Origin of the sequence: Rhodococcus sp. 24CO, from assembly GCF_050586165.1 — a bacterium.
Classification (GTDB): domain Bacteria; phylum Actinomycetota; class Actinomycetes; order Mycobacteriales; family Mycobacteriaceae; genus Rhodococcus_F.
This window is the reverse complement of the sequence record NZ_JAZFNF010000009.1, coordinates 374,808-387,955: the sequence shown is the minus strand read 5'-3', so window position 1 is coordinate 387,955 and position 13,148 is coordinate 374,808. Positions and strand designations below refer to the sequence as shown.

At 62.2% G+C, this 13,148-nt stretch carries 7 protein-coding genes; 3 read left to right on the top strand and 4 right to left on the bottom strand.

Going from position 1 to position 13,148, the window contains the following annotated elements:
* From V2B23_RS24160 to V2B23_RS24150, 3 genes are all read right to left on the bottom strand, one after another.
* A partial coding sequence (locus V2B23_RS24160; protein ID WP_430952597.1) for an amino acid adenylation domain-containing protein occupies window positions 1-6,104 on the bottom strand: 6,104 nt, incomplete at its 3' end.
* Window positions 6,097-6,582 (bottom strand): aminoacyl-tRNA deacylase, encoded by a 486-nt coding sequence (locus tag V2B23_RS24155; RefSeq protein ID WP_430952596.1) that lies wholly within the window; start codon window positions 6,580-6,582, stop codon window positions 6,097-6,099. The genes V2B23_RS24155 and V2B23_RS24160, both read right to left, overlap by 8 nt.
* A gap of 40 nt (window positions 6,583-6,622) precedes the next feature.
* Window positions 6,623-7,174, bottom strand: a complete 552-nt coding sequence (locus V2B23_RS24150) for a DUF6875 domain-containing protein (RefSeq protein WP_430952621.1) — start codon at window positions 7,172-7,174, stop codon at window positions 6,623-6,625.
* Window positions 7,175-7,695: 521 nt separating this feature from the next.
* On the opposite strand from V2B23_RS24150, the gene V2B23_RS24145 reads away from it, so the two are divergent.
* The 3 genes from V2B23_RS24145 (at window position 7,696) to V2B23_RS24135 (ending at window position 11,397) form a co-directional block, all read left to right on the top strand.
* Window positions 7,696-8,400 (top strand): response regulator, encoded by a 705-nt coding sequence (locus tag V2B23_RS24145; RefSeq protein ID WP_430952595.1) that lies wholly within the window; start codon window positions 7,696-7,698, stop codon window positions 8,398-8,400.
* A 296-nt stretch (window positions 8,401-8,696) separates the two neighbouring features.
* Window positions 8,697-10,145, top strand: coding sequence for a sensor histidine kinase (locus V2B23_RS24140; RefSeq protein ID WP_430952594.1), 1,449 nt, complete (start codon window positions 8,697-8,699; stop codon window positions 10,143-10,145).
* Between the two features lie 124 nt (window positions 10,146-10,269).
* The gene (locus V2B23_RS24135; protein ID WP_430952593.1) at window positions 10,270-11,397 is read left to right on the top strand and encodes a TIGR03364 family FAD-dependent oxidoreductase; all 1,128 of its coding nucleotides are present in this window, start codon (window positions 10,270-10,272) and stop codon (window positions 11,395-11,397) included.
* 55 nt (window positions 11,398-11,452) lie between these two features.
* On the opposite strand, the gene V2B23_RS24130 is transcribed toward V2B23_RS24135, so the two are convergent.
* Window positions 11,453-13,075 (bottom strand): AMP-binding protein, encoded by a 1,623-nt coding sequence (locus V2B23_RS24130; protein ID WP_430952592.1) that lies wholly within the window; start codon window positions 13,073-13,075, stop codon window positions 11,453-11,455.
* Window positions 13,076-13,148: the final 73 nt, after the last annotated feature.

The following is a 13,148-nucleotide window of genomic DNA, read 5'->3' as shown; positions in this document are numbered from 1 at the left end:
TGAGTCACCCCCTCCCGCACCAACAACTCCCGAAGATCATCACCTCCGAACACCTCCGGCGGAGCCACCACCAACCGGCCACCAGAACCCAACGCCCACAGCTGCTCGAGCACCGCAGCATCAAAACTCGGCGACGCGCCGTGCAACACTACTGAGTTGGCGTCTAAACCGAACCGAACACACTGATCGGCAACCAAATTCGCCAAACCCCGATGCGAAACCACCACACCCTTCGGCACCCCCGTCGAACCCGACGTATACACCACATACGCCGCCCCATCCGGAAACAGCACTCCACCCCGATCCGCATCCGTCACAGCAGCACCCGACAGCGTGGACAACTCACCCTCGATCACGGGATCGTCGAGCACCACCCAGTCCACAAATCCAGGTAACCGATCGCGCCAATCCGAATTCGTCATCCCCACCGTCACCATAGAATCGGTGAGCATGTACTCGACCCTGGAGGCCGGATACTCCGGATCAACCGCAACAAACGCCGCCCCCGACTTCGCCACCGCACACAACACCACCACCGACAACACCGACCGCGACAACGCCACCGCAACACACGACCCAGAACCAACACCCCGACCGATCAACAACCGCGCCAACCGATTCGACCGAACCTCCAACTCCCCACCCGACACACGCTCATCACCACACACCACCGCCAGCGAATTCCGATCCCCCGCAGCCGACAAACAGTCCGGCAACACCACCACCCGACCACTCGAAACACCCGACACCGGAACCAACTCACCACATTCCGCCGGCGAAAGGAGTCGCATATCCCCCACTCGGGTTGACGGCGCAGACACGATGTCCTCGAGGATGCGGACAAAACGATCCGCGAAGCCCTGCACGGTATCTCGGTCGAGAATGTCGACGGCAAAGCCGAAGGACGCAGACATCCCGGCGGGAGAACCGTCGCTGGGATCGAATTCCTCGGCGAGGCTCAAGTGCAGGTCGTACCGGGCGACCTCGACGTCGACGTCGAGAAGTTCGACGGTCAAATCCGGAAGCACCAGTTCCGGCAACGCGGCATTCCTGAACTCGAGCATCACTTGAAACAACGGTGAGTGTGCCGTCGAGCGGACTGGATCGATTGCCTCGACCACTTGCTCGAACGGGGTCTGTGCATGCGCGAACGCCCCCAGATCGCTTTCCCGAGCTTTCGCCAGCACCTCCTCGAAAGACGACCCGGATGTTACTGCCGTCCGCAGCACCACGGTGTTGACGAACATGCCCACCAAATTGTCGAGTGCAGCCTCACCACGCCCGGCTACCGGAGTACCCACCGCAATGTCGCCGGTCCCAGTCAACCGGCTGAGAAGGACGGCAAGCGCCGCATGCATGGTCATGAATATCGTGGAATCATGCTTGCGCGCAAGCAGTTGCAGCGCGCGATGCAACTGCGCACCGATCTCGAAGTGCACTGCGCTTCCTCGCATCTGGCGCCATGTCGGGCGGGCTCGATCCGTCGGCAACGGCAGGACGGCCGGTAACCCGGACAGTGCCTGTTGCCAGTACGTGAGCTCCTCGCCGGCAAGCGAACTCGGATCGGATTCGACGCCGTGCACGCGGCGCTGCCACAGGGTGTAATCGGCATAGGTCACGGGAAGCGGCACCCAGTCGGGGATTCGCCGGTTTGCACGCGCGGTGTACGCGGTCATCACATCGCGGGCCAGTGGCGGCATCGAGGAACCGTCCGCCGCGATGTGGTGCACCACAATCACCAGCACATGCTGCTCCGGGTCGAGCCTGAACAACGCTATCCGTACCGGAACTTCGTCGGTGACATCAAAGCCGGACGATGCAAGCCGCTCGATGCGCCCGAGCAATTCGCTCTCACTCGCCACCTCCACCGGACTGAAATCCGGCAGCACGTGCGCTGCCGGAACAACCACCTGGTGGGGACCGTCCGACGATCCGGGGTACACCGTGCGAAGAGTGTCGTGACGCTCGACGACGTCTGTCAGCGCCGCCCGGAAGGCGTCGGTATCCAGTTCTCCGGTCAGGCGGAGCGCGATGGGAATGTTGTACGCGGGCGACGACGTGTCCAATTGATTGACCAGCCACATGCGATGCTGGGCGAGGGACACCGGCACTCTCTCGGGTCGCACACCTGCCCTCAAAGCAGGTCCCGCGGAAGTTCGTCCGTCGGTGCGCTCGATCCAGTCTGCGAGCGCAATCACGGTAGGTGCGTCGAACAGGTCCCGTACACCCACTCCCTCATTCAGCGCTGAATTGATCCGCGCCACAGCTTTGGTCGCGCTCAGGGAATTGCCGCCGAGGTCGAAGAAGTGTGCATCGGCGCCGAGGTGCTCGACGCCCAGCACCTCGCCGAAAACACCGGCAATGGTCTCTTCGATCGGGGTTCGCGGCTGCCGGAACTCGGTATGTGACGTCCCGACATCGGGTTCGGGCAGGGCGCCGCGATCGAGCTTGCCGACCGGGGTCAGAGGGATAGCGTCGAGCACCGTGATTGTTGCCGGCACCATGTAGTCGGGCAGCAATCCCCGGACGTGGGTTCGCAATTGAGTCGGGTCGACGGTGTTGCCATCGGCGGGAAGCACATACGATGCCAGGGTGGTGTTTCCAGTGGATTCGGCGCGTCCGAGTGTGACCGCAAATGTCACACTCGGATGTTCGGTCAATGCCGCGTCGATCTCGCCGAGTTCTATCCGGAAACCGCGGATCTTCACCTGAAAATCGTTGCGGCCCAAGTACTCGATTGTCAGACTTCCCTCCTGATCACGGCGCCATCGCACTATGTCCCCGGTGCGATACATACGGCGCCCCGGAGGTCCGAACGGATCGGCAACAAACCTCGACGCTGTTGTTCCCGTCCGGTTCCGATAGCCGCGCGCCACGCCGACGCCGCCCACATACAGCTCCCCGACCACTCCGACCGGCACCGGCCGCAGCCGATCGTCGAGGACTGCTTCGGCGAGACCGCGGATCGGACCTCCCAATGTCAGTAGCTCACTACCCGTCTCGATCGCCCCGACATTTGCCATGACTGTCGACTCCGTCGGGCCGTAGGCATCGAACATCAACCGGCCGGGCGACCACCGCCCCGCCAATTCCGGTGAACAGGCCTCCCCGGCAACAACAAGGCACTCCAGCGAGGTTCGCCCCGCGGGGTCCAGCGATGCCAGCGCGGATGGTGTGAGGACGGCATGAGTGACCTTCTCACGATCGAGCAGCGCCGTGAGTTCGTCACCGCCGTACGTGGTTGGCGGCGTGATCACCAATCGGGCGCACGACCCCAAGGCCCACATCAATTCGAACACCGACGCGTCGAAACTCGGAGACGCACAGTGCAACACACGCGCGCGCGGCCCCGTCTCGAATCGTGTGCACTGCTCCGTCATCAGATCGAACAACCCTCGGTGCGGCACCACCACCCCTTTCGGAATCCCGGTCGACCCGGATGTGTAGATCACGTATGCCGGGTGGTCGATGTCCAGAGCCGCTGTCCGTTCCGCGTCGGCCACCGGCGCAGCGGAGGAACCCACGATCTCGGCAGCGGTGTCCTGGTCGTCGAGCACCAGCCACGGCACCGTCTGAGGCAGTTTTCGGGCACAGCTGGTGTTCGCCAGACCGAGTACCGCCCCGGAATCGACGAGCATGTGTTCGAGTCGGGCCGACGGGTATCCCGGATCCACTGGAACAAACGCCGCGCCGCTCTTCGTCACGGCCAATAGCGCCATCACCGAGTCGATCGACCGCGGCAGTCCGATAGCCACCACCGACTCGGGACCTATCTCACGGCCGATCAGATAGTGGGCCAGGCGATTCGATCGGCGATCCAGCTCTTCGTACGTCAGTGTGCAATCGCCGTCCGCAAGCGCAATCGCGGTTGGATCAGCAGCGACAGCCTCTGAAAAAATCAGCGGCAAACTCCGTGGTGGCAGTGCGGCCCCGCCCCGTACCGGTGTCAGGTGTTCGCGCTCTGACGGCAGCAGCAAATCAATCTCGTGGATCCGAACCCCAGGATTCGCGACGCCACACTCGAGCACACCCACCAGACGCTCGGCGAGGGCATCGACTGTTTCCGGGTCGTACAGGTCGGCGGCAAAACCGAGATCCACCTGTATGCCCGAAGGTCGACCGGAATCGGTAAACCTTTCGCCTACTATGATGTTCAGGTCGCAGTTCCGTGACGGGTACCAGGCGTCGGGTGCGGTGAGAGCCACATCCGCCGTCGTGGTCGGCTCACTGCCACGGACGCCCAGCATCACGTGGAAGAGGGTCGAACCTAGCGCCTCCGCGACCCGCTCCACTGCCACCTGGCCATGAGCGAATGCATCACGCTCGCATCGGGCTGCCTGATCCACCAGGTCAGCAAAGGACATGTCCGGATCCACCGAGGTCCGCAGGACAACCGCGTCGACGACTGGGTCGGCCGTCTCATCACGCCTGCGAACCGGCGCTCCCACCGCGATATCGTCGGCTGCGGTCAGGCGCGCCAGCAGGACAACCAAACCTGCGTGCATCACCGCATATACGGTCGAACCATGCTCGTGGGCAAGGGATTCAAGGTGGCGATGCACATCGGCACCCAGCTCGACCTGCCGCAAGTCCGACAACGGGGGCCGCTCGGTCGAGCGACGCCGATCCGTCGGTAGGTCCAGCCGCGCCGGTAGACCGGCCAGGGTGCGCCGCCAATAGTCCAGGTGCTGCGCTGATTCCATCCGGTGCTTGCCCACCACCGCACTGGCAGCATGGATTGTGGAGATCGGTGTCGCCGGCCCGGCCGCGGCGAACTCCTCGATGACTGCGGCGCAGCCGCGATGATGGCATTGCAACTCGTCTTCCGTATAGCGACCCTGATTTCCCCGGAACTCGACGAATGTCTTTACTGGAGTCCCACTTTGATAGATATTCACCAGCAGATCTTCGATCGGACCTGAAGTCAGCACGTGGAAGTCACCGCGCACCGATCCGAAGTTGATCTCCTGACGGAACAGCATCACGTTGACTATTGGCCCGGTGGCCATGGAACGCCGCGCACCGGCACTCAAACCACGGGCGATTTCTTCGAGATTGCCACGCTGATGCCGCAGAGCACCGGTCAACTCCAGGCGGACGCGATCGACCAGCTCGCCAACTGTGTCGTCGGGGCGGATGTCAATCCGCAGCGGAACGATGTTGACGAGCATTCCGCCTGATCGGCGGAGCACTGCGGTTGTCCGGCCGGAAACCGGGATCTGCACGCAGACATCGGTTTGCCCCGTCATCCGCGAGAGGTAGCAGGCAAACCCGGCAATGATGGTGGCCGCCGACGTTCCGCTCCCGCGCTTTTCCGAATCCATCAGACGCGCAACAGTATTCTCTCCCAACGTCGACGCCACCAGCGTGTCGGTGGCGACCGGAATCGCATACCGCTCGGCGAGACTCGAGCCTTCCGCCATGCCCGCCAACCGCTCGGTCCAGTAGGCGCGATCGGACTCGAAGCGGGTTGAAGCACGGTATGCGCAGTCGAGTTCGTACAAGGTGCGCAGATCTGCTGTCGGGTTAGGTGGCGGTTCACGGCCCTCCACAGCGGCTGAGTAGATCACGCCCATCCGATTGACCATCGTCACCGCGGCATAGGCGTCGAGCGCGACATGGTGAGCCCGGCCGTACCAGAGGTAATGAGCATCTCCTACTTGCAGGAGCGAGGACGCGATCAGACGCTCACGCATGGGATCCGTCGGCGTTGTGTATTCGTCGCGCATCCAGGCTTGTGCTGCCGCGACCGGATCGCGCTCACCACGAAGGTCGACAAATCCCAGTTCCTTGTCCTGACTGGGATCAAGAATCTGACGTGGCTCGCCGTCGACCTCGATCAGCCGGAGAAACGCCCACTGGACCTCTCGTCCGGCGGTCACCGCCACCGAACGGAACAGCGCAAGATCAAGTTCTCCGTGGAACTCGACGTATTCGGCGATGCAATACGGCAATTCCGGGACGAGTTGCTGCGCCAGCCACACACCGTACTGAGCAGACGACAGTGGAAACGGATCTGAGGGTGAATCGGCGGGAGTAAGTTCCGGATCCGCGTTCGATTCGGGAACGCGGGTGTCGTTGCTACTGAGTCGAATCTCATCCATCAGTTATCTCCACATCCTGTCCATCGCACGCTTCGGCAAGATCCCACGGACTCAGCTCGACCTCGATGCCGACGTTCCCGCCGCCGACCACGACCGATGAGTGGGCCATCAGCGATGCGTCGATGACAACCACAATGTCGCGCGGCAATCCGAGCGGTGACACTCCGAGACGTCGATATCCACATTTCTTCGAGACGCTCTCCTCACCCGCCACTTCCAGCCGACCCAGCCCCAGATGACGGGAAATCGACGCCATGTCGATCCGCCGATCGATCGGGCACACCGCGAGGACAAAACGGGTTCCGGACTGTTGTTGCAACAGGATCGATTTTGTTATCCGCCCCAACGGAATCCCGAGTGTCCTCGACACATCTTTCGGCGATAAAACAGGCAGCTCGAAAGTGGAGTGGTCATGGACGACGACAGGGAGCTGGAATTCTTCGACCGCCGCAGCAACTTGATCGTGCAATTCATTCACGGTGCACTCCTGCCGATTGTTCGCACTCCAGCGCGTCGAGTTAAGACTCCAGTTTCGAGACGATGTACGCGCGAGCAGGCGGCGGAACAGTCGGCGCAAATCGCTTCAAATATGCAGCCATCCATTCGGCACGTTCGGTCAGGAACGGGTAGTCCGTGCTGACCATGTGCCTCACCGCCAGCATCGGAAGCGGCGCATCCAGCGGTTTGAAATCGTCGTTCCATAAACCGGGTCTGGTACACCCTGGATAAAATTGCCCCAGCATGAGGCCTTTGTTGATGAAGGTGGACTTTCCATACGATTGAACTGCGTCGATGATCGAGAAATCGGTCAGGTCCGGAAATATCGCCAGAATCGCCTTGAATATTGCATCTTTCCCGTCACTCGGACTCAGTTCCGGAAAAATGTCGGCCATGTCCTGCGCGATCTTGGTCATCAAAGAACAATCTATGTCGTCACCGCGGACGATTCCTGCCCAGAAAAGGCGTCGTTCCAGCGATGGACCGGTAAACGGGCACACTGGACCTGCTCGCCCCAGATCCTGGTGTGGTTCAGTCAGATACCGGCGTGCCCAGTTTCGAAGAATTCCCATAGTCCGATCCGGATTATCGAATTCTTCCTCATCCAAGATATTGAGGAATTCTATGTTTGATCTGGTGCCTACAGTCCGTTGATACGCCATTCGATTCGTCATTGTCGCAATCCTTATCACTGGCGAGGCTCCGCTTGTCGATAACGAAACTGTGCCTCCTGAGGAAGAACGTCGCGATCACGAGAGACCAATCGTCCGACCACGACCGTCACGCCTGTCGATAGTGCGCTGACGGCACAGGTGCTCCTTGCGATGTGGTCATGTTGCCTCCCGAAATTACTTCTGACTCCCAGAATCGTCGGCACACGTACCGATGTCGTCACCGCTGACGCCCATCTGCGCTACCGACTGCCCCCACCGCGGCCATTCCCGCTACCTTCAATGCCACCACCGAACCGCAATCGGCAACGTCGCCAGCCACGCATATACCTGCAGACCGCAACTCGGTAGGCTCGAAGTTGATCGGCCCGGCGACGTTTGGGTAAACACCCAGTCATGGACCGGGAGTCTCGGAGCCGACGATGACAGATTTCAATTTTGTTGCACCACATCGAGATAGAGACAGCAACGGCCGAAGCACAGTCCGGGTGGTGCTGGCCGAGGACGACGTCCTACTCCGCGAAGGTCTCGCGAGCTTGCTCACCCGCTCGGGCGTCGACGTTGTGGGTCAGGCCGGCGACGCAGCGCAATTGCTGGATTCGGTCCGGGAAACGTCACCCGATCTCGTAGTGGTCGACATCCGAATGCCGCCGACTCATACAACCGAGGGACTCGACGCAGCCAAGGTGATCCGCGATGAACTCCCGGAAACCGGCATTCTGGTCCTGTCGGCGCATGCCGACGTCGAGCGGGCAATGGAATTGCTCGCAAGCGGTCAGGGTATTGGCTATCTGCTCAAGAGCCGCATCACCGACGTGGACGATTTTGTCGAGACCCTCCAGCGAATTGCCAAGGGCGCGGCTGTTATCGACCCTGCTTTGGTTCGGGAGTTGGTGACGGCTCGCCGACGAAACGACCCACTCGCCGCTCTCAGTGCGCGCGAACGGGAAGTGCTGGCATTGATGGCTGAAGGTCGTTCTAATGTGGGGATCGCCCACAGGCTGTGTGTTACTCCGGGCACCGTCGAGAAACACGTCCGGAGCATTCTCACCAAACTGGAACTCACCGAGACCGGTGAAAACCACCGCCGAGTGCTCGCTGTTGTGACCTACCTCGAGGCGCACTGACTGCTCGAGTCTCCAGGCGCACTGACTGCTCGAGTCTCCAAGCGCACTGACTGCTCGAGCTGTTCACGCGCGATGGCTTAGTCCCCTGCCACCGCCGTAGACTGAGGCAGGAAACCAACGCCTCGTCAGTGCTGGGCGGGATAGCGGCGGCAACGTTTGTCGCCAACGGGTTACTCATGGCGATTTTTCGGACGAAAATCACTCCAGGTAGGACGGCCGGATTGTTGGGCCGCCTGAAGGGGTTGCTGCGCGCGAGTCGCGATCGCGAATCGAGCGATCACACATCGACAGTCGGCGTGGGCGATCTGGAGACGTTCTTCGACCTCTCGTCCGACCTGCTCTGCATCGGCGGCATCGACGGTTTCTGCAAGCGCGTCAACCCTGCGTTCGAGAAGGCACTCGGATATACGTCACAGGAAATGCTGGAGCGCCCCTTCCTGGATCTCGTCCATCCCGCCGACAGACCACGAACCATCCAGGCTCTCGCCGATCTGGCCCGAGGTCTTCCAGTCGCGCAATTCGAATCACGACTCATCTGCAAAGACGGCTCCGCGAGATGGATCGAATGGAACACCGTGCCGGCGCGCGATTCGCTCTACGCAGCCGGCCGCGACGTGACAGAGCGCCGCGTGGCCCAACATATGATCGAAGCGAGCCATGCGGAACTCAGGGCACTTGCAGAGCAACAAGCCGCACTTCGACGCGTTGCGACCCTGATTGCGCACGGCGCTTCCCCGTCGGACGTATGTGCTTCCGTGGCAGCGGAATTGACCCGCATATTCGGCGACCGATCGACCGGTCTGTATCGCTTCACTCCTGACGGTATGTCCACGGTGTTCGCCTCCGATTCGGAACCGGTCCGCGAGTCTGCGCGGGGCGCACCCCACCCCGTCGACGGCGAAAGTATTGCGTCACGAGTCTTCCGTTCCGGCCACGCCGCCAGGATCGACTCGGCGCACAAATCGGAGGTCGGCGTGCCGATCGTCGTCGACGGCAACTTGTGGGGCTCGGCGGTAGTCGGTTCTACCGAATCCGATCCCCTACCGCCAGACGCCGAAGCCCGTGTCGGTGACTTCACCGATCTGTTGGCAACCGCAATCGCCAACGCCCAAGCCCACACACAACTCACCGCGTCGCGCGCCCGGATCGTCGCGGCTGCCGACGACGCGCGGCACAAACTCGAACGCGATCTACACGACGGCGCACAACAGCGCCTCGTCTCGCTCGGGCTCGCACTCCGGTCCGCCGAAGCGTCGGCGGATTCCGAACCGGCCGCCCTCAAGGAACGGATCTCCGACATCGCGACAGGACTCAACGATGTCTCCGCCGATCTCCGAGAAATCTCACGCGGAATTTATCCCGCAATACGGTCGAAGGGAGGACTCGGCCCGGCACTGAAAGCCCTTGCACGCCGTTCCGCGATTCCCGTCGATCTGGATCTGCACCTAGAACCGCGAGTGCCTGAATCCACGGAAGTAGCGGCTTACTACGTCGCAGCGGAAGCCCTGACAAATGCAGCCAAGCATGCCCGCGCGTCGGGGGTGCACCTGCAGGCCAGAACCGCCGGCGCACACCTCGAACTCTCGGTCCGCGACGACGGGACCGGAGGAGCCGACCCCGCCAAAGGGTCCGGCCTCACTGGAATCAAAGATCGCGTCGAGGCCCTCGGTGGCCAGTTGGAGATCATTTCGCGAGTCGGAAGCGGTACCGCACTTCTTGCCGAGATACCCATGAATTTCCCGTAAGTGTTGTCAATTCATGGGATCGCCCTCGACCTCCGGTTTCCGCACCCTTGGTCTATACCAACCGTTAACCTGACGTTCGTTTCGATGATCCTTGTTGGTCTAGACCAAAGGTCATGATCTCTTCATGCAAATTTTGATTGTCGGTGGCGGGATACTCGGAACGACGCACGCCGACGAGGCAATCCGCCGCGGACACGACGTCATTCATCTCGAACGTGAACCTGAGGCTCGTGGTGCAACGGTCCGGAACTTCGGATTGGTCTGGGTATCGGGGCGCGCACCTCACGAACTCGAGGCCGCTCTCCGATCACGCGAACTATGGGCTGATCTAGCCGTTCGCGTCCCCGGAATCGGATACCGCGCGGCCGGGTCCATCACACTGATGCGCACGGAGGAAGAAGTTGCGGTAGCCGAAGAGGCGTTTGCCCGAGAAGATGCAGAGCACCGCGGCTTTTCGCTTCTCGACGCCGACGCAGTTCGCACGATCAATCCCGCCCTCCAGGGAAAGTTCCTCGGCGGATTGCACTGCACCCTCGACGCGGCCGTTGAATCGCGCCAAGCACTCCCGGCGATCCGCGGCTATCTCGCCGCCACCGGACGGTACACATTCCACGCCGGCACCGAAGCCCGCGAGATCACCCCCACCGAATCCGGAGTTCATGTTCGCGACGACCACGGACGCAGCTACGACGCAGATCTGGTAATCGTCTGCCCCGGAGCCACATTGGGCGGATTGGCCCGCGACCTGGCCGGAGACCTACCCCTTCGCCGAGTACGACTGCAGATGATGCAAACAGCGCCGCTCGGCGAAAAGTTCACCACCGCAATCGCCGACGGAGACAGCTTCCGCTACTACCCCGGCTTTGCGGGCCCCGCACTGGAGCGCCTCCACAAAGTCCAACCTCAGGAGCCGACTGCCGAACAGCACCGCATGCAACTTCTGTGCGTCCAGCGCCTGCACGGCGGGCTCACGATCGGCGACACCCACGAGTACGAGGAGCCCTTCGACTTCGACGTGGACGAGGCGCCCTATCGACACCTGTCCGGCGTCGTGGAAACCCTTCTCGGACGCGATCTTCCACCGATCGTCAAGCGTTGGGCCGGCGTGTACAGCCAATGCCTCGATCCCACGCAACTGGTTCACCGCGCGCAAGCCGCAGACAACGTCTGGGTGGTTGCCGGCCCCGGCGGGCGCGGAATGACGCTCGGCCCCGCCCTGGCCGAACAAACTGCCGACCAACTCGGACTCTGAAACCTGCTGTGCGCCTTTGTCAACCGCCCGCGGTCAACAAAGGCGCACAGCGGGATTACCCCTTACGCAAGATGTACCGCTGAACCTTGCCACTCGGAGTCTTGGGCAAGCTCGGAACGAAGTGCACCGTACGCGGGTAGGCGTGAGCGGCAAACTTCTTCTTCACCAGGGTCTGCAGTTCCTTCTCCAAATCGTCGTCACCCTCGACGCCTTCGCGCAGAACGACAAACGCCTCGAGAACCTCGCCGCGCAACTCGTCCGGCATACCCACAACGGCAGCCTCGATGACGTGCTCGTGCATGACCAGCACGCTTTCCACGTCGAAGGGGCCGATGCGGTAGCCCGCCATGATGATGACGTCGTCGTCACGCGAGGAGAAGAAGTAGAAGCCGTCCTCGTCCGTCATGCCCGCGTCGCCGGTGATGTACCAGCGTCCGTCTTCGGTGAAACGCTGCTTCGTCTTCTCCGGCGCGTCGACGTACCCGGTGAACCACATGAGCGGACTGTTGTGGGTATCGATCGCCACCCGGCCCGGTGTCCCGGCCGGAGCAATGTCGTCGGAATTGTCTTCCAGCACAGCGGTGGACCAACCCGGCAACGGCAGACCCATGGAGCCGGGGCGTACGTCCTCACGCAGACCGTCGGCCCACGCGTTGACGATGAACATGCCGTGCTCGGTCTGCCCGTAGTGATCACGAACCTCGACACCCAGCGAGTTCTTGGACCAGGCAACAACATCCGGCGTCAACGGCTCACCTGCGGACGACGCGCGTCGCAAGGAGATGCCAGCGGGGACGGGTGTTTTGTCAGCGCGCAGACTGCGGTACACCGTCGGAGCGGCCGCAAAATTGGTGACACCGAACTTCTCGATGATCTGCCACGTCAACGGCGCCGAGAAACCGGCGTGCAGCAGCAGGCTTCGACTACCTGCGGCCAGCGGTCCGAGCAACGCGTAGTACAGACCGTACGCCCAGCCCGGATCAGCGGCGTTCCAGAACACGTCGTCGGCGCGGACGTCGAGACCGAACTCCTGATACGCGTGGAACGACGCCAGCGCACGCACGGGAACCGGCACACCCTTCGGCGTTCCGGTGGTGCCACTGGTGAACAACTGCACCATCGGGCCGTTGCCCCCGACAGCCTGAGCAGCGCCCTTCGGATCCTCGGCGTCCTGCGCCGCGACCAGGGTGCCGAAGTCCAACTCGTCGCCGACAGCGCCACCCGCGACGATGATCCGCCACGAGGCGTCGGCGGGGATGTCTTCACCCGGTGCCAGCTTCTCCAGCTGATTCGCGTCGGAAATAACGACCTTCGCGCCGCTGGCCGTCAGCCGGAACGCAATCGCCGGAGCAGCAAACGCCGTGAACAACGGCACGTGAACTGCGCCGCGGCGCCAGATACCGAGCAACGCGACCACCAGATCAGCGGACTTGCCCATGAGCGTCGCGACGTGGTCACCCGGTTCGACTCCGAGGTCCGACAGCGCCGCGGCAAACCGAGCGGACTGCTCACGTAGGTACCCGTAGGTGAGGTCCACTGAGCTAAGGTCTGCCTCGACAACGGTGAAGGCAACGCCGTCCGCGGGGTGCCGGTCGCACAGCAGTTCTGCGGCGCTGGCCTCGGGGGTGTCGTACTGATCCAAAAGCTCACGCACCCGCGCCGTGGGATCGGTGCTCATCAACATGCTCCTTTGTCATGGTCGTATTGTGGGTCGGCGGGTTTGATCACCGACTCGTCATACGCAGTGTCCA

Bases quoted from the DNA above. Each gene is read 5' to 3' on its own strand.
- V2B23_RS24150 (WP_430952621.1), bottom strand. From the start codon at position 7,174: ATGGGAATTCTTCGAAACTGGGCACGCCGGTATCTGACTGAACCACAC.
- V2B23_RS24145 (WP_430952595.1), top strand. From the start codon at position 7,696: ATGACAGATTTCAATTTTGTTGCACCACATCGAGATAGAGACAGCAAC.
- V2B23_RS24135 (WP_430952593.1), top strand. From the start codon at position 10,270: ATGCAAATTTTGATTGTCGGTGGCGGGATACTCGGAACGACGCACGCC.
- V2B23_RS24130 (WP_430952592.1), bottom strand. From the start codon at position 13,075: ATGAGCACCGATCCCACGGCGCGGGTGCGTGAGCTTTTGGATCAGTAC.